General features: G+C 45.6%; 21 protein-coding genes. 15 read left to right on the plus strand and 6 right to left on the minus strand.

Annotated elements, in window-relative coordinates:
* Positions 1-71: 71 nt before the first annotated feature.
* The 3 genes from F551_RS0101945 (at position 72) to lpdA (ending at position 2,945) form a co-directional block, all read left to right on the plus strand.
* On the plus strand, positions 72-923 hold the full coding sequence (locus F551_RS0101945; protein WP_155825797.1) for a LytR/AlgR family response regulator transcription factor: 852 nt from the start codon (positions 72-74) through the stop codon (positions 921-923).
* A 74-nt stretch (positions 924-997) separates the two neighbouring features.
* Positions 998-1,354, plus strand: a complete 357-nt coding sequence (locus F551_RS0101950) for a hypothetical protein (RefSeq protein ID WP_018995793.1) — start codon at positions 998-1,000, stop codon at positions 1,352-1,354.
* Positions 1,355-1,547: 193 nt separating this feature from the next.
* The gene (lpdA, locus tag F551_RS0101955) at positions 1,548-2,945 is read left to right on the plus strand and encodes a dihydrolipoyl dehydrogenase (protein WP_026296601.1); all 1,398 of its coding nucleotides are present in this window, start codon (positions 1,548-1,550) and stop codon (positions 2,943-2,945) included.
* 219 nt (positions 2,946-3,164) lie between these two features.
* Here the strand turns inward: lpdA and F551_RS16070 are convergent, their stop codons facing one another.
* Together F551_RS16070 and F551_RS0101965 are read right to left on the minus strand one after the other, a co-directional pair.
* Positions 3,165-3,692 (minus strand): SixA phosphatase family protein, encoded by a 528-nt coding sequence (locus F551_RS16070; RefSeq protein ID WP_018995795.1) that lies wholly within the window; start codon positions 3,690-3,692, stop codon positions 3,165-3,167.
* A gap of 40 nt (positions 3,693-3,732) precedes the next feature.
* Positions 3,733-4,656 (minus strand): DMT family transporter, encoded by a 924-nt coding sequence (locus F551_RS0101965; protein WP_018995796.1) that lies wholly within the window; start codon positions 4,654-4,656, stop codon positions 3,733-3,735.
* A 277-nt stretch (positions 4,657-4,933) separates the two neighbouring features.
* Between F551_RS0101965 and F551_RS0101970 the strand changes: the two genes are divergently transcribed.
* The 3 genes from F551_RS0101970 to F551_RS0101985 all read left to right on the plus strand — a co-directional run bounded on the left by F551_RS0101970 (position 4,934) and on the right by F551_RS0101985 (position 9,255).
* A complete protein-coding gene (locus F551_RS0101970; RefSeq protein ID WP_018995797.1) occupies positions 4,934-5,305 on the plus strand; it encodes a VOC family protein in 372 nt (123 codons plus the stop codon).
* Between the two features lie 281 nt (positions 5,306-5,586).
* On the plus strand, positions 5,587-8,052 hold the full coding sequence (locus F551_RS17555) for a DEAD/DEAH box helicase (RefSeq protein ID WP_018995798.1): 2,466 nt from the start codon (positions 5,587-5,589) through the stop codon (positions 8,050-8,052).
* 717 nt (positions 8,053-8,769) lie between these two features.
* Positions 8,770-9,255, plus strand: a complete 486-nt coding sequence (locus F551_RS0101985; RefSeq protein ID WP_018995800.1) for a response regulator — start codon at positions 8,770-8,772, stop codon at positions 9,253-9,255.
* Positions 9,256-9,286: 31 nt separating this feature from the next.
* On the opposite strand, the gene F551_RS0101990 is transcribed toward F551_RS0101985, so the two are convergent.
* Positions 9,287-10,243, minus strand: a complete 957-nt coding sequence (locus F551_RS0101990) for a tyrosine recombinase XerC (protein ID WP_018995801.1) — start codon at positions 10,241-10,243, stop codon at positions 9,287-9,289.
* A gap of 120 nt (positions 10,244-10,363) precedes the next feature.
* Here F551_RS0101990 and F551_RS0102000 point away from each other — a divergent pair, with 120 nt between their 5' ends.
* The 6 genes from F551_RS0102000 to F551_RS0102025 all read left to right on the plus strand — a co-directional run bounded on the left by F551_RS0102000 (position 10,364) and on the right by F551_RS0102025 (position 16,378).
* On the plus strand, positions 10,364-12,586 hold the full coding sequence (locus F551_RS0102000; RefSeq protein ID WP_018995803.1) for a primosomal protein N': 2,223 nt from the start codon (positions 10,364-10,366) through the stop codon (positions 12,584-12,586).
* 72 nt (positions 12,587-12,658) lie between these two features.
* Positions 12,659-13,225 (plus strand): RNA polymerase sigma factor, encoded by a 567-nt coding sequence (locus tag F551_RS0102005; protein WP_018995804.1) that lies wholly within the window; start codon positions 12,659-12,661, stop codon positions 13,223-13,225.
* Positions 13,222-13,590, plus strand: coding sequence for a DUF6768 family protein (locus F551_RS17015; protein ID WP_018995805.1), 369 nt, complete (start codon positions 13,222-13,224; stop codon positions 13,588-13,590). Before F551_RS0102005 ends, F551_RS17015 begins: the two co-directional genes overlap by 4 nt.
* 11 nt (positions 13,591-13,601) lie before the next feature.
* Positions 13,602-14,108 carry a hypothetical protein gene (locus F551_RS0102015; RefSeq protein WP_018995806.1) on the plus strand — a complete coding sequence of 169 codons (507 nt, stop codon included), beginning with the start codon at positions 13,602-13,604 and terminating at the stop codon, positions 14,106-14,108.
* Positions 14,109-14,260: 152 nt separating this feature from the next.
* Positions 14,261-15,850, plus strand: coding sequence for a sulfatase-like hydrolase/transferase (locus F551_RS16080; protein ID WP_018995807.1), 1,590 nt, complete (start codon positions 14,261-14,263; stop codon positions 15,848-15,850).
* Between the two features lie 63 nt (positions 15,851-15,913).
* Positions 15,914-16,378 carry a hypothetical protein gene (locus F551_RS0102025; protein ID WP_407636358.1) on the plus strand — a complete coding sequence of 155 codons (465 nt, stop codon included), beginning with the start codon at positions 15,914-15,916 and terminating at the stop codon, positions 16,376-16,378.
* Between the two features lie 56 nt (positions 16,379-16,434).
* Here the strand turns inward: F551_RS0102025 and F551_RS0102030 are convergent, their stop codons facing one another.
* Positions 16,435-17,604 (minus strand): acyltransferase family protein, encoded by a 1,170-nt coding sequence (locus F551_RS0102030; RefSeq protein ID WP_018995809.1) that lies wholly within the window; start codon positions 17,602-17,604, stop codon positions 16,435-16,437.
* A gap of 108 nt (positions 17,605-17,712) precedes the next feature.
* Between F551_RS0102030 and F551_RS16085 the strand changes: the two genes are divergently transcribed.
* A complete protein-coding gene (locus tag F551_RS16085; RefSeq protein WP_018995810.1) occupies positions 17,713-18,675 on the plus strand; it encodes a hypothetical protein in 963 nt (320 codons plus the stop codon).
* A 153-nt stretch (positions 18,676-18,828) separates the two neighbouring features.
* Here the strand turns inward: F551_RS16085 and ctrA are convergent, their stop codons facing one another.
* Complete coding sequence (ctrA, locus tag F551_RS0102040) at positions 18,829-19,530, minus strand: response regulator transcription factor CtrA (RefSeq protein WP_018995811.1); 702 nt, start codon at positions 19,528-19,530, stop codon at positions 18,829-18,831.
* 289 nt (positions 19,531-19,819) lie between these two features.
* On the opposite strand from ctrA, the gene fliI reads away from it, so the two are divergent.
* Together fliI and fliJ are read left to right on the plus strand one after the other, a co-directional pair.
* Positions 19,820-21,265, plus strand: a complete 1,446-nt coding sequence (gene fliI / locus F551_RS0102045) for a flagellar protein export ATPase FliI (RefSeq protein WP_018995812.1) — start codon at positions 19,820-19,822, stop codon at positions 21,263-21,265.
* 57 nt (positions 21,266-21,322) lie between these two features.
* Complete coding sequence (gene fliJ, locus F551_RS0102050; RefSeq protein WP_018995813.1) at positions 21,323-21,733, plus strand: flagellar export protein FliJ; 411 nt, start codon at positions 21,323-21,325, stop codon at positions 21,731-21,733.
* Here fliJ and F551_RS0102055 read toward each other — a convergent pair.
* Positions 21,730-23,700 carry a putative bifunctional diguanylate cyclase/phosphodiesterase gene (locus F551_RS0102055; RefSeq protein WP_018995814.1) on the minus strand — a complete coding sequence of 657 codons (1,971 nt, stop codon included), beginning with the start codon at positions 23,698-23,700 and terminating at the stop codon, positions 21,730-21,732. The two genes, fliJ and F551_RS0102055, sit on opposite strands and share 4 nt — an antisense overlap.
* Positions 23,701-23,809 lie beyond the last annotated feature (109 nt).

Consider the following 23,809-nt stretch of genomic DNA (forward strand, 5'->3'; position numbering starts at 1 on the left):
CGGCGGGATTGATGGGATGAAATTCAAGACATTCTATTGTGTTGGTAGGTGTGCTTGGGCAATGTGGCGCAATGTTTGAAGCTAGTGCACAACCCTCTGATCGAAAAAGCGAACGCAATACTATCATAGTCATTGCAATGCTTGTTATTGCTTCGTTCGCGGTTAATTCGTTATCCCGCATTGCCGATGAAGCGGCGCTTTCTGTGCCGAGGAATGTGTTATTTGCATGGATTGATGAAGGTTCTAGCGCGGTAAGTACATTGTCGCTTCTGCCTTTCATCGGTGTCTTTAATCGCTCGGCTCCAACTTACGGAGTATCGGTTTTTGAATGGATGCCTAAATATTTTTTGGCGAGCGTTGTTTTTTCATTATTGCATGTTGCGGGTATGTTGGCACTGAGGTGGGGGCTGTATCCCTTATTCACACCGCATTCGTATAGCTTGCCAGATTTGCCGCATCTGGTGCTATTTTATGAATACCGAAAAGACGCTATCACGTTTGCCATCTTTGTATTGGCTTTTGCGATGTCTCGAGAGCTTGAATACAAAAAGCTAGAAACAGCCGCAGAAACAGAAGATGCGCAAAAGAAAAATCGAGTTACTTTAAAATGCGGAGGCCGCACGATATTTCTTGAAAGCTCTCAAATTTTGTGGGCTAAAGCTGCTGGGAATTATGTTGAGGTCTATACTGCAACGGGTGGAATGCATCTAGCTAGATCAACATTGGCGGGTCTTTCCAATTTATTGGATGAAACCTCGCAAACATTTATTAGAACGCACCGTTCCTATTTGATAAACTCAAATTCAATTCAACAAATTGAGCCAACAGGTGAGGGCGATGCCAGGATTGTTGTGAGCAATGGTGAAGTTATTCCCGGAAGCCGAAGATATCGAGATGTTTGGACGTCAAAATTGATGAACTAGCTGTTTGAACGCGGACTTTAGAAAGAGCACAGATAGTGCTAAATGACGAAATTGATTCAACTTCGGGAATAATTATGCAGTCTGTTATTGCTACATTGTTTGGGCTAATTGCCTCGGCTACAGGATTGTTAATCGCGAAAACGGCAGGTGTCGGTGTTTATTTTGGCATGGCGCTGTGGGTGGTTTCTCTTTGGGCGGGGGTGTTTGTCACTGCGTTTTTATGCCCGAAGAAGAAAGCTACATGGTTTAAAAGTCATTTTCCGGCATGGGTTGTTGTTACCATTGTGATCACTTTAGGGGCTTTCATTTATGGAAGTACATTTGCTGGGTTTTCATTGTGGCTAAAGTTTCCAATAGCTTTTGCCATGTCAGCAGGATCAATGTTTATGATTTGGTTAGCACCAAAAGTCTCACGTAGACCTTCCGTGTAAAGACACCAAAATTAGGGTGAAGTTTACCAAATTAGGGGCATTAAATCAGGCAAACACAAGTTTTTTTGTGTGATTGGTATTTTATAGCGCTAACAATGTGTTTTGCGGAGCTTGGCCATGTTGACCTTCCTGCAGGCAAGTATAGTTTCGCGAAAAATCGCCCAACATGCCCCAAGGGGAAACAGGAAAAACAATGTCTGAGACTTTTGACGTCGTCATTATCGGAGCCGGCCCTGGTGGCTATAACTGTGCAATTCGTTGTGGACAGTTGGGCTTGAAAACAGCCATCATTGAAAAAGAAGCCACACTTGGTGGCACATGTTTGAATGTTGGGTGTATTCCATCCAAAGCTATGCTTCACGCATCTGAGCTTTATGATGAGGCTAGAAATAATTTTGCAAGCCTTGGTATTGAAACAGGTAATGTAAAACTCAACCTTCCTCAAATGCTCAAGCAAAAAGAAGATGCTGTTAAAGGGCTGACTGAAGGTGTGGCGTTCTTGATGAAGAAGAACAAAATCAAAGTTTTCAGTGGTAAAGGCCGAATTGCAGGTGCTGGTAAAGTTGTTGTTGAAGGTAAGGATAACGCCGAGATCTCAGCGAAGAATATTGTTATCGCAACAGGTTCTGTGCCGACTGGTTTGCCAAACATCGAGATTGATGAGAAGCGCATTGTAACATCAACAGGTGCTTTGAGTTTGCCGGGTGTTCCAAAGAAAATGGTTGTTATCGGGGCTGGTGTTATCGGTCTTGAGCTAGGGTCTGTTTGGTCTCGTTTGGGTGCTGAAGTGACTGTGGTTGAATATCTTGACCGCATCATTCCGGGGTCCGATATGGAAGTTGCCAAAACAGCTCAGAAAATCCTGACAAAACAAGGTATGAAGTTCAAGCTGGGTCAGAAAGTGACAGGCGTTGAAAAACTTAAAACTAAGCTGAAGCTTACAATGGAGCCAGCCAAAGGCGGTGAAGCTGAAGCTATCGATGCTGATGTTGTATTAGTTGCGATTGGACGTAAGCCATACACTGAAGGCCTTGGCCTTGAAACAGTCGGCATTACGCCTAACCAGCGCGGTGTGATTGAAAACAATCAATTCCAAACTGGAGCTCCAGGTGTGTGGGTTATTGGTGACACAACAACTGGCCCAATGCTCGCGCACAAAGCTGAAGATGACGGTGCGGCTGTGGCTGAACTGATTGCAGGTAAGGCAGGTCATGTGAATTATGATCTTGTACCTGGTGTTGTTTACACAAGCCCAGAAATTGCTTGGGTTGGTAAGACCGAAGAAGACCTCAAAGCCGCTGGTGTGAAATATAAAGTGGGTAAATTCCCATTCATGGCAAACTCACGTGCGCGCTGTAACCACACAACTGATGGATTTGTGAAAATCTTGGCCGATGCTGCAACGGATGAAGTTTTGGGTGCACACATGGTTGGTGTGGGCGTTGGTGAAATGATCGCTGAAGTTTGTGTGGCGATGGAATTCAAAGCTTCTTCAGAAGACATTGCGCGTACTTGTCACGCTCACCCAACACAGTCCGAAGCTATTCGTCAGGCTGCTATGGGCGTTGAAGGCTGGACTATGCAGATGTAACTCTGTTGGTGTTTGAAATTGAAAAAAGCCCGCTACGTTATTCGTAGCGGGCTTTTTTTATTTTGCGGTTTTACTCCGCAGCATCCATGTCGAGCATAGTTCGCATGTGAGCGAGATATGCGAGCCACGCTTTCCGGCTTTTAAGAGTGAGTGTGGCAGTTGATTGTGATGGGCCCCAAAGGGGATCAATTAAAGTAGCATGTTCGGTATGAGTAGAAATCAATAGGAAGTAAAGTTGGGATCGTAGGGAAGCAGTTCGTGATTTGCTGTGCCGTCGGCATTTATTGTCACCCGGAACATTAGATCAAATTGGTTTTCTTTAATTTCTAGAGCATTGGCGACTGGTTGATTTGACAGCAATGCAACAAGTTTTGGGGTAGTGTTGCTGTGGCCAACTACGAGGTGAGTCCCTCCAGTGGTTTTGATAAACTGAGCAACATCTTCCAAATCAGATCCTGAGTATGGAGTTATGGCTTCTATATTAGATTGTTTTAGTGTTGGATTGGTTGTTTGTCTTGTTCTTTTGTAGGGAGTAGAGTGAATGTGCGTTAACGGAACAGCTTTCATCATTTGAGCGAGATGCTGCGCACGGATGACCCCTTTGGGGGATAAGTCTGGATCTTTTGTTCCATCATAAGCTTTTTCAGCGTGGCGAACTAGATAAATCGTCGTTGATTGATCTTTCATTGTTGTTGAACATGCAGCTACAACAGCAATTAAAGAAAGACATAAAGTGCGTAAGATCATAATTTAACTTCCTGAGAATTAAGGGAGTAAGGCGTAAAGCTTAGGGCGTTTTGTTTTGAGGTTGTATTACCAATATCAATGCGCCCGCAGTCGTTAAAATTAGTGCCCAGAAATGAGGCCATCCAAAAGATTCATTCAATATCCAAACGGCCAATAATGCTGTAACGGCGGGGCCGATACCTCCAACAGCACTTGATAATCCCGGACCTATTCTTGATATGGCTTCCGACATCGCAAAGGCTGGCAAAACTGTGCAAAAAATTGCCAGAAAAACTCCGTATCCGATAATCGTCGGGGTAATGGGTTGAGCTTCTGGAGACACGTGCATTTGAATAACGAAGTGAATGACAATCGCAACAGTTGCTGCCGTCATTGCAATTGAGGTAAACAATTGTGATCCAATGGCGGTGATGGTTGGTTTGGCCATGGTAACATATCCGGCAAACAGTATCGCGGCCAAGAACACTAAACCAGCGCCCCATAAAGCCATATCACCAAATTGCTGCCTCTCTGGCCCAATCAATAGGGCGACACCCACATAGGATAAGATGAGCGCGCAAACGTGCCTAACAGTCAATTTGTCTTTTAAGAATATCCAAGCAAATATCGCTGTAAAGGTTGGATAGAGAAACAAGATCAATCGCTCTAACTGAGCAGAAATATAGTGCAGACTTTCAAAATCTAACCAAGTGCAAACGTAATAACTTAGAATGCCTAAAGCACATGTTTGCAAAATACGATTAGAAGTGAGGGAGAGGCCTTTTCTTTTTTGCTTCCGCCAAGCGAGAAAACCGACAATGCAGAATATCGGCAATGAGAAACACATTCTCAAAACCATCATGAATTCAACATTCGCTCCCTCAATAAAAGCGAGTTTGATTGCAAGAGCCTTCATAGAAAACAGACATGCACCCACGACGGCAAGGGTGAAACCGATAAGTTGATTAGAAGGTTGATAATGCATTTTAGATGTTCCGCGTTGGAAGAGAAAAAATTGGATGCGGAACTATCAAAAACCATCTCTTAGTCGGTCGTGGGATGTTCCACAGCCGACAAGACGTGCTTATCGACCTCGCCCTATGTCAGGAGAGGTTTCCAAATGATCGAGGTGGTCGAAAAGTAAGTCATGAACTGCGTGTAACTTTGAAGTAATTCTAGGTCAAGAATAGATATGAAAATCACCTAACGTTGAATCTGAATGCTTCTAATTGTATGATTTGTAAAAATACGGAGTGAGAAACATGAAATTGGGCTTGTTCTCTCTTAGTTTAACCGTCAAGGATTTGAAGGTTTCAAGAGAGTTTTATGAGAAGCTAGGTTTTGAGGTGTTTGGGGGACATCAAGAACAAGGATGGCTTATTTTAAAGAATGGAACGACGATTATTGGTCTGTTCGAAGGTATGTTTGATAAAAACATGCTGACATTTAATCCCGGATGGGATGAGCATACAAATACATTGCCGGAATTTGATGACGTTCGCGAGATTCAGAAACAGCTGAAAAGTGAAAATATCGAATTGGCAACTGAAGCAGATGAAGATGCTTCTGGCCCGGCAAGTTTTATAGTTATCGATCCAGATGGAAACCCGATTCTGATAGATCAACACGTGTAAGATTTGACGGTCTTCATATTATCATAGCTGCATCCCGCTTGACTTCTGACCCCATTTCAAGCATATGGCCCGCTGCGATGCGCGATAGAGGCGCATGGGTCGACTGGTAGCGTGAGGCACGCGCGGGAGAAATCCGCACTTGAGCCAGCCCCCTTAAAACGCATATTTCACAAAACGCCCCATTTCACGCGGGTCGTCTCTTTAACGAGCGCCCGTGCGCCTTTCTCGTCTGAGAGAGGGCCTGATTGATGTTTGCGCTTTAAAATATGCGAAAGTAGATTGTGACAACATTTTCTGATTTTGATTTGGCTAGCCCCGTCCTGAAAGCTTTGGATAAAGAAGGCTATGAGAAGCCAACACCGATTCAAGAGCAAGCTATTCCTCTAGTTATTGAGGGCGGTGATATTCTTGGTATTGCGCAAACTGGTACAGGTAAGACAGCTGCGTTTTCTCTGCCTCTCTTACACCACTTATGTAAACTTCCAGACATGCCCGCACCGGGCGCTGTGCGTTGTTTGATCATTGCGCCGACACGTGAGCTTGCCAGCCAGATCTATGAAGCGTTTGTGAAGTATGGGCAGTGTTTGTCCCTTCGCATTCTTAAAGTTTTTGGTGGTGTGCCAATCCGTAAGCAAATGCGTGATCTTCAGCGTGGTGCTGACATCCTAGTAGCAACACCGGGTCGTTTGATCGATTTGATGGAACAAGGAGCTGTTGATCTTTCGCACGTAGAAAAGCTTGTGTTGGACGAAGCAGACCAAATGCTTGATCTTGGGTTTATTCACCCATTGCGCCGCATTGCGAAAGCAGTGCCGCAAGATCGCCAGACATTGTTCTTCTCTGCGACTATGCCGTCAAACGTGGCTGGGCTTGCTGATCAGTTTCTAACAAACCCCAAAAAGGTTGCGATCGCGCAAGAATCAACAACAGCCGAACGTGTGACGCAATCATTGACACACGTGAACCAAGCTCAAAAGGGGCCACTTCTTCTTGTGAAATTGCAAGATGAAACTGTTGAGCGCGCCATCGTGTTTACGCGCACTAAGCATGGTGCTGACAAAGTCGTAAACAGGTTGATGAAAGCGGGTATCCGTTGTGGAGCCATTCACGGAAACAAAACGCAATCCCAGCGTGAGCGTGCTTTGAATGCATTCCGCAATGGCGATTTGAAAGTTCTTATTGCGACTGATATTGCGGCACGTGGTATTGATGTGCCTAGCGTTTCTCACGTGTTTAACTATGAAATTCCAAACGTGCCAGAACAATATGTTCACCGTATTGGTCGTACTGCGCGAGCAGGGCGTGAAGGAAAGGCTATTTCTTTTATATCTCGTGATGAGAAGAAATATCTTTTAGATATTCAACGCCAGATCCGTATGAAAATACCGGTAGAAGAGCAGCCGGAAGGTTTCATCGAGCTTGCTGATGAAATTACAGCAAACGCAACTCCATACGTAGAAGAACGCCCACGCGATCGCAATGGTCGTGGTGGTCGTGACGGTGGACGCGGTGGCAGAGATGGCGGCCGTGGAGGTCGTGATGGTGGCCGTGGTCGCGGTGGCCGTGACGGCGGTAGAGGTCGTTCAGAAGGTAGAGGTGGCCGTGGTCGTGATGATCGTCGTCCACGTGAAGAACAGCACACCGCAGAGGATCGTCCATTCAAAGCAGACGCTAATTCAGAGCCGCGTTATGAGGGCCGTCAGGATCGTTTCAAGAGGTCGGAGGGCGGGGATCGTCCAGACCGTTCTAAACGAGATGACCGCTTTGCACGTCGTGAACGTCCTGAAGGAGAGCGTTCTGAAGGTCGCCGTCCAAATCGCGATGACAAATTCCAACGCCGTGAACGTAGTGATAATGACCGGTCGGATGGACGTCGTGAAGGTGGACGCAACGAAGGTCGAGGTGGCTATCAGGGACGCCGTGAAGGTGGACGTGATGAAGGCCGTGGTGGCTATCAGGGCCGCCGTGAAGGTGGTCGCAATGAAGGCCGCGGCGGTTACCAAGGACGCCGTGAAGGTGGACGTGATGAAGGCCGCGGTGGTTACCAAGGTCGCCGTGAAGGTGGACGAGATGAAGGTCGCGGTGGTTATCAAGGTCGCCGTGAAGGTGGACGTGATGAAGGTCGCGGTGGTTATCAAGGTCGCCGTGAAGGTGGACGTGATGAAGGCCGTGGCGGTTATCAAGGACGTCGCGAAGGTGGCCGCGATGAGGGGCGCGGTGGCTATCAAGGCCGTCGTGAAGGTGGCCGTAATGAAGGTCGTGGCGGCTATCAAGGTGGTCGTGATGGCGGAGATCGTAGACCTCCCAACCGTGAAGAACGTATGTCTGGTGATCGCCCAGCTGGTCGTGGTTATGAGGGATCGAACCCGCGGCCTCGTACAAACTATGATAAAACACGTGCTGCAGATGGTCGCTCATGGGGCGATCAACGTAAAAAAGAGCAGCGTTCTGAAGGCGGACGCGGATCTGAGCGCACTTGGAATAAAAAATCTGGCGGCAACAATCGTCCAGAAGAGTTTGGTGACAAAGAGCGTCGTCCAGCGCGTGGCCGTTCAGAGAGACCGTCTTACCCGAGCAAAGGTGGAAATGGTTCCAACAATGCTGAGGGTGGAAACGGAAGCCGTTTCAAGAAACGTGGACCGCGTTCTGATGGTGGCCTAGATTTCCGTCGCAATAATGGTGGCTTCAGTTCTCCTAAAAAACCAAGTGGAAACAAGCCACGTCGTAAACCAGATTTTGCACGCTAGAATTTAGCATTACAAATTAAAACGAAAACAGCCCATTCTTGTTAATCGCAAGAGTGGGCTTTTTTTTGTTTGGAGGGAGCTTTTAGAGAAGTGCAGGCCGTGACCTCTTCAATTTATTGTATTGCAAAAACAGTCCACATAACTCGATCCATATGAGTTAACTATAGGAGGGGTTAATTTGCATGTTTGCGGATAAATTCGTCTATTGGCTCTGGATAGTTCTCTCTAATCCAAATACGTTTTATTTGTCTGTACTCAAAGCCACCAAATGAATCACAATCGCCCCTGTGTGCACAAGTCCACCAGATTTTGTTGAAAAGCTTAATTTTCATTCGTTTTTCTTTTGACCAGAACATCTGTACCGTTCATTTTCATGAGCGAATTATTTCGCCTTATTAAGACAAATTGATTTTGCATCAACCTCTCGAATGAGCAGCCCTGCATATAACTTTCAACCAATCATACGCAATACAAGTTTGGACTTTAATGAGCGGCAAGCTGGAGTGGTGGAATTGGGGGATACAGAAAAAACGCGCAACTGGTAAGCTTCTACGCAGTGAGAAGTACTTTAGTAAAATAGCAAATTCCTTTGCGAAGAATACTTCGATGTTAACCTTTTGCGTCATTGAAGTCATATGTTTAACGAATTGTTAATCTATGTTAGCGAAAGTTATTCTTGGTTAATGAGTTTTTAATTACAAAGCCGGAGCAGTGAAAATGCAGGCATGTGAGGACTTAGACGATATTGTAGAAACATCCGTTCGGCAGATCACTAATGCCGATCAAGAACTTCGTGTTATAAAAGTTGCTTGTATCGAGGATGACAACACTGATTTTCGACTTCTAAAAGCGATGTTCGAAAATTCAAATGCCGCTCAGATTGAGTTAGAGCACTACTCTCAGATAGATGAGTTTCTTCTAGATGATGTTGAAACGCCTGATGTGGTGTTTCTTGATAGAAATCTCCCGACCAGTGCGGCGTCAGAAACTCGAATCAGAGAAATTCACGTCAGGCATGATTACTGCCCTATAATTCTGTATACAGGTTGTTTGACGCCGTCATTGAGATCGACAGCTGCTCATGAAGGTGCAGTCGCCGTCATTGAAAAAGGAATGTTGTCACGCCATTCCATTACCGATCTATTGAAAGGTGCAGTTGCGTTTGCACCACATTGTATGTGGAAAACTCAGCGTCAACGTTAGTTCGGGCAGTGTTTACCGTTGTTTTGGTTCGTCATCCTCTGGGGTGCGCTGCTTGGTGTATCGCTTTCAATCTATCGGCTTCAACACCCGTATAGATTTGTGTAGATGACAAACTAGCGTGGCCGAGTAGGGTCTGAATTGATCTGAGATCAGCACCATTGGCTAGTAGATGTGTGGCAAATGAGTGGCGCAGGGCATGGGGCGTGGCTGTTTCTGGCATGCCCATCACAATGCGCAAATTCTCAATCAGTTTTTGGATAATGCGCGGATTGAGTTTTTTACCCTTCACACCGCGAAACAAAGGTCCATCTTCATCGCGCAGAAAAGGGCGTTTCTCAAAATAGTCATTTAGGGCATCTCGCACAGCAGGAATTAAAGGAACGAGGCGTACCTTATCGCCTTTCCCTTGAATTCTAAGCGCTTCTTTGGCCGGAATGTCGGCATCGGTGAGGGATAGGGCCTCGGAAATACGCAGGCCCGCGCCATACATAAGCGCAATCATCGCAGCATCTCGTGCAGCTATCCAAGGTTCAACATCCTGATCTTTCACTTCTTGAAGCAGGTTTTTCGCGCTGTCTTGTGTCACAGGACGGGGCAAACGCTGTGGACGTTTCGGTGCTTTCACCATTTGAATGCGCGCATTGGGTTTATCCAATTGGCGGTCCAAGAATTTGTAAAACGCACGTACAGCCGATAAAGCGCGGCTTATAGATGTTGCCTTTAAATCATCATTGGCGCGGCGAAAAGCCAGCCAAGCGCGCACATCTGACGGAGCAAGTTGGGTCAGGTCATCCACATGCGCTTCACCGCCTAAATGCTCGACTAGAAACCCGAGGAAATTACCAACATCGCGGCGATATCCATCAATTGTGTGCTCCGACATGCGGCGCTCATGCGTGAGATGCTCTACGAATGCATAGAGGGCTTCAGACCCTGTGCGGGGGGCATGTGTATAGCTATGCTCTGCGGTTGGTAATGTATCTGCCATAGGGCTGATATTGGCCTGATGAGGTTAATTCAAAGTGGATGCTGTTTCGTTCGGCTTTATTCTTGTTAGAAATATCAGAAACCATCTTGTGAATGTGTCGTTGGCAGGCGAAAAAGGCGCATGAGTCTTTTTCCCGAAACAGAATTTCAGCTTGGCCCTGAATATCAGATCGCCAGCGTGCTTATTTCAATGCCTTTGCCCGAGGCGTTTGATTATCGCGTGCATGAAGATATGAAGGTGGAACTTGGCTCATTTGTGACTGTGCCGCTTGGCCCGCGTTCTGTGACAGGTGTTGTCTGGGGTATCAAAAAGGGACCAGCAAAACGTCCACTCAAATATGTTGAGGAGGTGCTTGAAGCGGCACCTTTAATGCCGAAGGTCACGCGCGATTTTGTGGAGAGAGCGGCGAAATATACTTGCACGCCTATGGGTAGCATGTTGGCAATGTGTTTGCGCTCTAAGGAAGCTTTGCAGCCATCTCCCACCGAAACCTATGTTTATCGCGGTGAAGGTGACGTGCCACGCATGACACCCGCTAGACAGAAAGTTTTGGATATTGCTCCTGAAAATGCCGATGCAGGGATAACCTCAGCTGAGCTGGCACGGCGTTCAGATGTGTCTACAGGTGTGGTGAAAGGCTTGGTTGATTGTGGAGTATTGGAGCTGCAGGAAGCGCCAATAGACAAGCCTTTTGGGCAACCAAATTCGGAATTGAAAGGCTTTGACCTTACAGCTGAACAACAAGCTGGAGCTGATGCATTATGTGAAGCTGTTCGTAGCAAAGAGTTTAAGCCCATTTTGCTGGACGGGGTGACGGGATCTGGGAAAACGGAAGTTTATTTTGAAGCCATTGCTGAAGCATTACGTTCTGATCCAACGGCGCAAATATTGGTTTTGCTGCCTGAAATTGCTTTGACTCAAGCGGTGAGAGAGCGTTTTGAAAATCGCTTTGGTGCTGCGCCAGCCGAATGGCATTCCAACGCAACGCAGAAAGAGCGCCGCCGTGTGTGGCGGGAAGTCGGCGCTGGGCGTGCCCGAATTGTTGTAGGTGCCAGATCGGCATTATTTTTGCCATTTCAAAATCTTCGTTTGATTATCGTAGATGAAGAACATGATGGCTCATACAAGCAGGATGAGGGGGCTGTGTATCAAGGCCGCGACCTTTCTGTTATGCGTGCGCATTTAGGCAGCGCCACTGTTGTATTGGCCTCGGCGACCCCATCACTTGAGACACTGGCAAATGCTTATCAAGGTCGATATCAGCACATCAAATTGCTAGCCCGCCCTGGTGCGGCCGTGCTGCCTGAAATCTTACTTGCGGATATGAAAGAAAATCCACCAGAGAAGGATTGCTGGTTGTCGCCATTACTCGTGGATGCGCTGGAACAGAATCTGGATGCGGGTGAGCAGTCTCTATTATATCTTAACCGACGTGGTTATGCCCCGCTTGTTATCTGTAAAGGATGTGGCGAACGTCTAAAGGCACCTGATACTGAAAGCTGGCTGACTGAGCATCGCTATACCGGCATGTTGGTGTGTCATCTGACTGGTTTTTCCATGAAGAAGCCGGTCAATTGTCCTCATTGTGGAGCGGCGGATTCCTTGATGGGCGTTGGGCCGGGTGTTGAAAGGTTGGCAGAAGAAGTGCGAGGCTTGTTTCAGGGCGCGCGAGTTGAAGTGTTTTCATCAGATACGGCTCGAAACCCTGAAGAATTGAATGGCATTATCTCTCGGATGGAGCAGGGAGATGTTGATATCCTCATTGGTACTCAGATTGCTGCAAAGGGACATAACTTTCCAAACCTAACACTTGTTGGCGCTGTTGATGCCGATTCTGGTTTGAAAGGTGGACAGGGGTCCGATTTGCGGGCCGGAGAACGAACCTTCCAATTGCTCAGTCAGGTGTCTGGTCGTGCAGGCCGTGCGAGTAAGCCAGGGCGAGCCATTATTCAGACCTATTCAGCTGAATCGCCAAGTATTCAGGCTCTTTTAGCCAATGACCGTGATTGGTTTATGGAACTTGAAATGCAATCGCGTGAAGATTTGGGGTTTCCACCTTATGGGCGATTGGCAGCGGTAGTCTTGTCTGCTGAAAATTCACTCGCAGCCGATGATGCGGCTGCAACATTTGTACGCGGCGCACCGAATGTTGATGGTGTAGATATTTGGGGACCAGCGCCTGCACCTATCGCCGTTTTAAGAGGGCGTCACCGTCGGCGTTTATTGATACGGTCAAACCGTAATATAGATTTGTCAGCTTATTTGTCTTCATGGCGCGAACGTATCAAACTCTCCAGCTCTGTGCGTGTCTCGCTGGATATTGAGCCTTACAGTTTTATGTAATTCTGATTTGAATGAACCTTTTGCATCCGGTTGCTGACTGTATAGTCAAACAGGATAGTGAAAGTTGTTTAGATGGATAATTCCACAGATAACAAATTGCTTAGTGCGCTTGATGAATACCAAGTCGTCTTGGCAATACAGGGAGATAGAAAAGCATTCGAGCTTCTCTATAAGCGGTGGCATCCAAAACTTATGCGCTTTGCTTTGCGGCATATGAATGATCGTGAAGTTGCTCAAGATGTGATGCAGAATGCAGCACTGACGATTGCAAAAGATATTCACCGTTTAAAAGAACCTGCTGCATTTGGTGCTTGGGCCTACACTATTGTGCGCCGCCGGGTCGCTGATCAGATCAAGAGGAATGTCCGTCTTCGCAATGTGCAGACCGAATTAGCTAAACAACCAGATCCTCCTCCAGAGCGGAGCGTTGATGAAAAGCTGGCTCTCAAACAGGCATTAGTTAGTTTGCCAGCTTCTGATCGACAAATGCTGACATTTTTTTACGTCGATGGAATGAAGCTGACTGAAATTGCAGCTGGTCTAAAAATCCCGATGGGAACTGTGAAATCGCGCTTATTCAATGCGCGAGAAAAACTCAAATCTATCTATGAAATTTCTGAAAAAGGAGACGCTCAATGAGTGAATTTGACGAAAGACTAAAAGGCCTTCTCAGCGAAGAAGATGACGCCTTCATCAATGAAAGCTTGAATGAGGAGAGTTTTTACAAAGAGGCTATTGGATCTTTGAGTGGGCCCGGCGCAGGCATGAACATTATGTCTTGGGTCGGTGTATTTGTTTTTGTGGGAGTATTGTTTACGGCGATCTACAATTTCTTTCAGGCAACAGAACTACAAGATCAAATTATGTGGGCGGCTCTCGCGATTATGGCAAATTCAGCGCAAATAGCTATGAAGTTATGGTTTCATTCTCGTTTGAACAGATTTGCTATTATTCGGGAAGTCAAACGTCTCCAGCTTGAAGTGGCTCGCTCTAAGAGCATTTAAGGAGACGCATCGTGGAGCTTTCACCAGACCTAATTGATTGGATGTGGGCACGACACCATAATGAATGGAGTTGGTATATCCGACCATTTATAATCTTGGCGTTTTGTGCATTGGCATGGAAACGAAGTTTGGTGGGTGTTGTGCTTGCTGGTGTGTTCTTTCCGTTGAGCGCTATTGTGTTCCCAGCTCCGGCAAACCCCAAACCTTATGTTGTGGAATTTTTGAATGCAGAGAGACAAATGCTCGAGGCATTGTCACTTTTTGAATTTGGAGTGGGGCTAGCTTTGGTGGTTCTGTTTTTGGGGATGCTTGCCACGGCACTTTGGAAGCGGAGCTTTATTGCAGGACTGTGCGTCGCCAATCTCGGAGGCGTGATCAAGCTGGTAGTGAGTAAAATGCTTTGGGGTGAAGTTGGGGATGTCGCTATTTTGCCTACTGCGATCACTGCCTTAGTTTTCAATACAATTGCTGTTGGTGCATGGTGGTATTTTGTGAAAATGAAAAAGGTTTCTTTCTAATGGCAACTTATCTGGAAGTGTTCTTGAAGTTGCTCGAAGTGCTTATTCCTCTTTTTGCAACTATAATAAAGTTAGCTATTTGACGACGGAAAGTGGCTTTTGGGTGCGTTTAAACTAGATTGGCGATTCAATCGAATTTGATGGAGAAGTTTATGCGCACCACAATTCTTGTCTTAGCATCCTCACTTATATTGACAAATTGTGGTGGTGGAGGCTCAGGAGGGGGCACTGCGCCAGCAACAAGCCCTACGCAAGTAAATCGTGCACCGACTGTAGCTAATGCAAATGCTGATCAAACTGCAACAAATGGCGTTGCATTTTCTTATGACGCGACACAGGCTGGACAAACCTTCAATGATCTGGATGGTGACGTTCTAACTTATTCGATCTCATATTCCCCAGCGGCCAATGGGCTCACTGATTCAGCTGGGGTTCTTGGTGGAACGCCCGATCAGGTTGGGCTTGTGACAGTTACCATCACAGCCAATGATGGGAATGGAGGTAGTGTTTCGGATAGTTTTAATGTTGATGTTCTCGCGCCATCAATTGCAACGAAGCCGAATATATTGTTGATAATTTCTGATGATCAGGGGCAAGATTCATCTGCGCAATATTCGCTTTCGTCTGACCATCCTGCTACGCCCGTGTTAAATGATCTGGCGGCTTCTGGCATTGTGTTTGATAACCTTTGGGTCAACCCTGTTTGTACGCCTACACGTGCAAGCCTGATGACGGGTATTTATGGAAATGACACGGGGGTGCTGGCGGTAGGTGATCCATTACCTACAAGCGAAACGATCATTCACGAGCTGATAGATAGCGATGCAAATACTGCTGAATATGTTTCAGCATTGATTGGAAAATGGCATTTGGGTGGCGGACAATCTGGCCCCAATGATGCTGGGATTGATCATTTCGCTGGAATAATTGGCGGTGGTGTTTCTGATTATTATAGTTGGAATTTCAATTTAAATGGAACGACTACGAACAATACAAATTATGTAACATCCGAGATTACCGATCAGGCGATAGATTGGATTGGTAATCAAACAAACCCTTGGTTTTTATGGCTTGCTTATAATGCCCCGCATACCCCGTTTCATTTGCCTCCCAACTCGCTTCATTCTCGAACATTGTCAGGTACAACAGCTGATATAAATGCAAATTCGCGTGAATATTATTTGGCTGCTATTGAGGCAATGGATACGGAAATTGGTCGGTTGTTATCCTCTATGCCGTCGGCTGAACGCGACAATACAATCATTATGTTTATCGGTGACAATGGCACGCCGGGGCAGGTGAGAGATCAAGCGGTTTTCCCGAATGGTGCAAAAGGTTCACTTACCCAAGGTGGTGTGAATGTGCCAATGATTGTATCGGGGGCCGGTGTATCGCGTGTTGGAGAAAGGGAAACGAGATTGATCAATGGTGTTGATTTTTATTCCACGATTGCTGAACTCGCTGGAAGTGAAATCGGAAATCAAAATGATAGTGTCAGTTTCGTCAGTGCGCTTAATCAAAGTGGGGCAATCGAACGCGACCATATCTATTCAGAAGTTGAAGATGGTAGCTGGACAGTGCGCGATGCTCGCTACAAATTAAATGTATCAGCGGCAAATGTAGAGACTTTGTTCGATTTAGAAAATGATCCGCAAGAAAACACAGATTTGCTCAGCGGAAGTGGGGATGTCAGCGGCATTAGAGATCCGTTGAGAGCAGCTGGTGACGCATTTCGTCAGTAAACGAGCAAATTAGGCGTAGTTTTGATTTAATCTTCATGTATTCTACGCGCCCAACTGCAGGAGGTGCGTTTGAAAATTGAAGTGACTGGCGGTGATTTTCTTCCCCATCCTAAAGCTAAATTTGGACGTTCGGGCATGCAGCTTTATGTTGGTGATGGTGGAAAGATGAAGCCAGTGAGTTATCGGCCTGAAGATATTATTGCGGTGAAAATACGCGATGGTTTTATTATTCGTTGGTGGGATAAATCCAGTGATTGGACCAAAGCTATTTTAGCTTCTGGCTTGGCAGGATTACCTGGAGCAGGGGCTAATTTTATGTTGCCTGAATTTGTCTGGGGGCAAAAAGCGATCGTCACGTGGGCTAATTCTATTATTGGTGGAGTAGCCGCGACAGCTGCAATCAAAAACTCAAGGCGTGTCCGCTTTCACGCACAATTTGCAGACGGTACGAAGCTAAAAGCAAAAGCCGAGCAGCGTGAACTTAATGAAAAGATCACCAAGCTATTGGCAATGCGGATCAGTAGGTAATTTTAAAAGGGCTTTCAATTAAACCGAAAGCCCTTTTCGTTTGTATTGGAAGAGGCTTACGCCTGCGCTGCCTGCTGAGCTTCATCGGGAAGTTTCTTTGAAAGTTTCTTACCCAACTTGATGAATGGTTTTTCGATGATCTGATTGATGATCCAAGCACCAATTAGTGAAGATACGAGAACAATGACAACCATGGCATTACCTACAAGAGGTGAAACAACATCATTGAGACCATCCTCTCCTTGAACGAGTCCCAAAATGTCCACAACGTTTTTTAAAACGATAATGATCAACAAGTGTATTAGGTAGACGCCATAGGAGACGACCCCAAGAAAACGGAATGGTTTGGAGGTTAGGACTGTGTTGAGTGCGCTAGTTTCTTGGATAGCTAAGCTTGTGATGAAAAAAGCAAATATAAATGGCGCTAGGAAAGTAATTGGGTTGCCTGCAGCACCTACGTGTAAAATCCATAGAACCAATAGTAACCCAAGATATTGGGCAGCTTTAAACTTGTTTGAATGACTTTTAACCAGTTGAGAGTCTAGTAAATGTTCAGCCAACCCTCTCATAGAGACACCAAGAGAGAAGCCGAAAATAGCTCGGATGGCACCGAATTGATAAGACGAGTCTAGCGCGTCAACTTTGGAAACTGAAAACAATATGCCACCAAAAGTGAGACCGAGCGCTGCCCAAAGAAGTGGTCGGTATTTATTTGTTAGGCCGAGTGCTGACACAATGAAGAAGAAAAAGTACGCAACTGCTTCAGCAGAAATACTCCACGAAGGAAGGTTAAACGCATTATTAGGCGTTATCCCTGTGGAGTGTAGAAGGAAAATATTTGCGAATAGCTGGGTCCAAAAGGGTTCGTTGGTTTCTGTAAGTTTCCCTGACACCATTCCTGAAGCGGATAGCTTTAAAACCACAAAATGCAGCAGTATGAAAAGCGCAAGATAGAAAAAATGCAGCGGATAAATGCGGAAGAAACGCGAGATCCCGTAAGCTATTTTGTCTTCACTTGTTTGCATGTTGCCGATGTATCTGTTGGCAATCACAAATCCGGATAGAACAAAAAACAGATCGACGAAGAGCCAAGAATTTTGTACAATGGAGACATCTTGTAGGCTGTGCGTCCACGTTGCATGGAATATAAGAACCATACAGGCGGCTAGGCCGCGAAGACCTTCAAGTCCAACAAAGAAACGCTTATTAGTTGAAGAGTTTGTCATGAAAACTCCAAATTAGTGAATATTATCAGCAGTATAACGACAATTTGTTGACTTATAACATCTTTGTGATTTTAAAGAAGCAGGAATTACATTTTCTTGGAGAGAATTATGGGGGCAATTGTAGATAAGTGGTTAAATGGTGAGACAGAGGACTTTGGAAAGAAAGTTCTTCACGGTGCTCACAATTTGCTAACTGACTCAGATACAGGGCATTTGTTTTCACACGATGCTCTGGCCGAATTGATCGATACCATAGACGATTCTCAATTAGATATTGTTACCATGGGGTATGGTAAGCATGAGCCCAATTCTTGGGTTGGTGGTCACAGAGGAAAACTTTCCGGCAAAGAACTCATGGATGCGGTTCGTGAAGGGCGGTTATGGGTCAACCTTCGTCATGCCATGAACACCGAAGATGAGTACATTAAAGTTCAAAACAAGATGTTCGATCATCTTAGCGAGATGATCCCGGGCTTTAAGCCGTATTCTGTGTATGGATCTATCCTGATTTCTTCTCCAAATGCTAAAGTTTATTACCATGCCGATCCGGGTGAAGTTATTCTTTGGCACATCAGCGGTGAAAAGCGCGTTAGCTGTTATCCAAATAAAGCTCCATTTCTAGACGATGAAACTTATGAGGGGTTGATCCTTTCTGAGAATAGCGAAGAGCTGCCATATGAAGAGTGGTTTGATGATCACGCTGCATTTATTGATCTGAAGCCCGGTGAATTTGTAAGTTGGCCGCACTCTTCGCCGCACAAAGTGGACAATGGTAATTCTCTCAATGTGTCGATCACGACAGAGTTTACAACATTGGCAAGTCAGATGAGGCATGGTGCACGCTACGCCAATGGAATGTTACGACGTCGTTTCAACGCTAATCCATCCTTTGACAAGATGGGCACCGTTCACACAATGGCTAAGTTTGCGGCATCATTACCTATGCGCGCAATGAAGGTGAAGACAGGTAATGAGCAGGTTCACAAGGATCACTTTGTCGTAGATCGCGGATCTGAGAACTGTCTGAACTGGTTTGAAGAACCTATCCCGCGTTCAGAGCGTGTTTTGTAAAAAGTAAAACAATGAGCCTGTATCTGAGCTGTGTGTAAGGCTTGATGGGGCCAGTAAACAAAAAACCCGCGAAGCATGAGCTTTGCGGGTTTAGTTTTTCGGTCTTAGCCATTCCCAATTAAATGGGAGAATAAGGGGATGCAGAAGAGGGGTTTAAGCCGCGTCCACTGCTACTTGAGGTGATGGGTCACGAAGAACGTAACCACGGCCCCAGACTGTTTCGATGAAATGGTCACCGCCTGTTGCTTTTTGTAGTTTCTTGCGAAGCTTACAAATGAACACATCGATGATTTTCAGTTCTGGCTCGTCCATTCCACCATACAGGTGGTTTAGGAACATCTCTTTTGTAAGGGTCGTACCCTTGCGTAGAGAAAGAAGCTCGAACATTTGGTATTCTTTACCAGTCAAGTGAACGCGTTGGCCTTTCACTTCAACTGTTTTAGCATCCAAGTTCACAAGGATGTCGCCTGTACGGATAACGCTCTCAGCGTGTCCTTTAGAACGGCGAACAATCGCTGTAATACGGGCGATAAGCTCGTCTTTATTGAACGGCTTTGTGAGGTAGTCGTCAGCACCATAACCAAGTGTTTTCACCTTGGCTTCAATGTCTGGGTTACCAGACAAGATCAACACAGGTGTGTTGATGCGCGACATGCGCAGCTGCTTCAGAACCTCATAACCAGAAATATCTGGTAGAGATAAATCAAGGATAATGAGGTCGTATTCGTATACCTTACCAAGGTCTACGCCTTCTTCCCCCAAATCCGTGATGTAGATGTTAAAGCCAGCGGCTTTCAACATTAGGTCGATACTGCGTGCTACCGCATCATCGTCTTCAATCAACAAGACCCGCATTAGGCTCTCCCGAATCACTTTCGTCTATATGGACGTATTAACCATTAACAATCAAGCATATTAATTCTTTAAGAATGGTTAACGCGTCTTCACACATCTTTGCGATACCTTAATTAAGGCACGTAAAGTTGTGAAAAAATTCTTCAAAATAATCTGCAAATTCTGATCAGAGAATCGCTTGCGTTAACTCTAGCTTAGGGCAATGGGAACATTCTGCCGAGTCAGAAAAACAAGTATATTTAGCGTTTACGCTATTGACTCAAAACGACTCGGTGAAGGTTAAAGTTCTGTGCTTCAACAAGCTATAAAAGATATAAAATCACTTGAGAAACAATTGTTTGAAGGGCGTGTGGTCGCGATCGAAGGGTTGCGGATAGAGGCTACTGGACCCGCCGAAGCATTGCGTCTTGGAGCATATGCTCGCTTTGGTGGAAAGGATGGACCACGGGGAGAGCTGGTTGGATTTGAAGGTGAAAGAGCTGTTTTTCTAGCATGTGATGATGTGGAGGGGTTACGCCCTGGGGCATCTGTGTGTTTTTCTGCAGCTGATGCTGTTGTAAGGGTATCCAACTCATGGTTGGGCCGAGTTGTCGACGCTTTTGGAGCACCAGTAGACGGTGGCTCTTCACTTTCTGAAGGTTCAATATCCAGACAGATTAAGGCTTTGCCTCCTCCAGCGCATTCGCGCGCGCGTGTGTCCGAGCCAATGTCTTTAGGTGTTAGAGCTCTAGATGGCTTTGCGCCTTGTGCAGTCGGGCAGAGAATGGGGCTGTTTGCTGGTTCTGGGGTCGGTAAATCTACTTTAATGTCCATGCTCGCGAGAAACGCGCAGGCTGATATAGTCGTTATTGGATTAATCGGTGAACGTGGCCGGGAGGTGAGAGAGTTTGTTGAAGATACTCTTGGACCGGAAGGGCTTGCCAGATCGGTAATCATTTCTGCAACATCTGATGAAGCAGCCCCTCGGCGTCGCCGAGCAGCTTGGATGACTATGTCTGTTGCTGAACATTTTCGGGATCAAGGTTTTAAAGTTTTGTGCCTTTTAGATTCCGTCACGCGGTTTGCTATGGCGCAACGTGAAATAGGATTAGCTGCTGGTGAACCGCCGACAACCAAAGGGTATACGCCTTCTGTTTTTGCAGAGTTACCAAAATTGTTAGAGCGAGCAGGACCAGGGCAGATTGTTCCTGCAGGTCAGCCACAAGGGCAGATTACGGGTTTATTCACTGTGTTGGTGGATGGAGACGATCACAACGAACCCGTTGCTGATGCTGTACGTGGTATATTGGATGGTCATATCGTAATGGATAGAAAGATCGCAGAGCGTGGTCGTTATCCTGCCATTGATGTGTTGAAATCTTTGTCGCGATTGGCAAGTCATCTTTATTCCCCCGAAACAGCAGAAATTGCGCGACAGGCACGGAAGATGATGTCTTTGTATTCGGACATGGAAGAATTGGTGCGTATTGGTGCGTATGTACGCGGAGCTGATCCGGAAGTTGATCGTGCTGTTCAGCTATCTCCCGAAATTGAAAAAATTCTTACACAACATGTTGGGGATAATGCGCCTGCCGAAGAGACCTTCGAAATGCTGGCACAAGTGTTGGGGATGGGGATTGAGCAGCCAGAACCCAATCCTCATATTCATGCGGCAGGGGCAGCAATGGCTGCTCAAGGCGGAGAACGCCGAAGTGAGAACAGAGCTTCACTTGCGCGTCAATTGAGCGGCAACTAGCTCAAAATTCTCTTTTTTCTTTACTTGTTTTTGTAGTTTCATCGTCAGGATATAATCATGAACTCCTTGCCTACTCTTATTAAGCTTGCGCAAAGAAACATCGATGCTATCGGCGTGGAAATAGCTAAAGGGCAGGCCCGTATTGAAGAATTGCGCCTTCAAAAAGAGACCTCTGCTACAAAAGTTGAAGTTGAAAAAGCGTTGGCTTCAGACGGTTTAGCGTTAAACCTGCTTGGTGGTATGCCAGTATTTATTGAGCGTCAAAAATGGCAACAAGAACAAATTGATATTCAGATTGCAGAAATTCAAAAAGGTATGGAAGAGGTAAGAGAAAGATTGATCGCGGCATATCGTGAAAAATCGAAGCTAGAAAACCTTGCTACTCAATATCAAGAGAAAGAAAGAAAAGAATTGGCTTTGAAAGAGCAAGCAATGCTCGACGAGGCTGCTCTTACGCGCCGCGCCTAAGAGGCATTAGCAGAACTATTGGCAGTGGGTTCATTCATCACTTCAGCAAAAGCTTGTGCAGCTGTTGGTGATAAAGGTTTACTGAAATAATAGCCCTGTATGAAATGAAGATCCAATTTGTCTACAAGTTGTAGCTGCCTTTCCGTTTCGACCCCCTCAACAACACAATCAAGATCAAGGTTCTTACATAGAGCTGCGATAGTTCTAACAATATTGAGGTCGGCTTTATTGCGAGCCATATCCTTGATAAAAGCGCGATCAATTTTGAGGCGATTGATCGGCATTTTTTGAACATAACTTAGGCTTGAATAGCCTGTGCCAAAGTCATCAAGGGCTAAAGCGAATCCTTCGCTACGAATGTAGTGTAGAGATTCAATCACACGATCAAAATCCTGCATGATCATGGATTCAGTGATTTCAAAGACAATGCGCTTAGGTGATATACCTGCTTTGTGAACTTTCTTTACAAGATGCTCCATGCTAGATGGAGAAGAAAGAAGAACTGCAGAAAGATTGAATGCCATATACACATCATTAGGCCAATTTTTCATACCTTCCAGAGCACGGTCCATAAGAATATTTGTGAGACTTCTGATGCTACCTGATTGTTCAGCAGATATAATAAAATCGCTCGGTGGAACTTGCCCAAGGATTGGGTTGTACCAGCGCGCTAGTGCTTCAAAACCTTTTACTCGGTTTTCTCGTGTATCTACAATTGGTTGGAATTCCACATATAATTCATCTGCTAGGTTGGCTTCAGTTAAACCTTTTTCAAGCGCTGCAGCATCGCGGATGGTGTTTTCATGATCTTCGGAAAAGAAAACAGGAATTCCTTTAGTGTGTTGTTTGGCATAGCATAAAGCATAATCAGCTCTATCAAGCAGGACTGAACGATTTCTACCGGCATGTGGGAAACGGGCCAAGCCAATTGTGCCACCAATGTTTGCTATACCTTCCTCCAATCTGAAGGGGTCTCTCAGCATCGTACAAACATCTTCGCAGATCTTCATCATTGAAAGATCATCTAACGGGTCGAGGAATAGAAGTCCAAATTCATCTCCTCCCAATCGACCCACGATTACATTAGTTCCTAGGCGATGAGTGAGGCGTTTGGCTGTCGAGACTAAGAGGTGATCACCTGCTGCATGGCCGAAAACATCATTTACGGGTTTGAAGCCGTCTAGATCTAGGAGGGCGAGAACAAACTCACTGTCATCTTCGCTATAATCTTCGATTGTGTCATCGAGTGTTTGAAAGAAACTTCGTCTATTGGGCAATTTGGTGAGGGGGTCTGTATTGGCGAGCCTGAGCGTTTCGGCATTTAGTTGAGCCATTCTTTGGCTTTGGCCTAATAGAGCTTTTTGGTGTGAGACAATGTCAGATTGACTCTTCGCATTGCTTAAAACTGCTATGTGCAAGACTGATGCGACAAAGAATAAATTTAATGCCGATATGGCGTAAATTGGATCGAACTTGAACAGGAGATAGATGATTGTTGTCGGCATTGTCGTGAGGAGCATTGCCTTGGCTGCCTGTGGAACCGCCAGTAAAGTCATCGCTCCACCAATAACAGTGACGCCAGCAAAAAAGACGACTAATCCTCGTAAAGCCGCATCACCATTTTCAAACAACATCACGTTCCAACAAAAAATGAAGAGCGCAAAGATAGGTGAAATCATCACCGACATTTTCAATCGTTTGATGACTTGTGCATCGTTTAGAGCGACAGCTCTATTCGGCAATGCTTGAGGTAATCTAGCTAAGCTAACTGCAAATAATACTGCAGGAACTGGGTACAAAAGATAGGCCGGAATTAGGTCGTGATAGGCGATACACATACCTAAGCTAGCTAAACTCACTAGGAAATAGTTTAGCGGTAATTGTGTTTTAATAGCATCATAGCGAGCACGGTTAAGTTCTGGCTCGTTCGGATTGATATGAAAATGAGATAAAAATCTCGAAAACACTGCGTACTCTCCTGTTATGCAAAAGAGAGTACACTGGTATGATTAAATTCATGGCGTATTTACGCAGTGCAATTAAGTAAATCTTCTTTACCATTATTTTAAGGAATTA

Origin of the sequence: Hirschia maritima DSM 19733 (assembly GCF_000378345.1) — a bacterium.
In the GTDB taxonomy this organism is placed as follows: Bacteria; Pseudomonadota; Alphaproteobacteria; order Caulobacterales; family Hyphomonadaceae; genus Hirschia; species Hirschia maritima.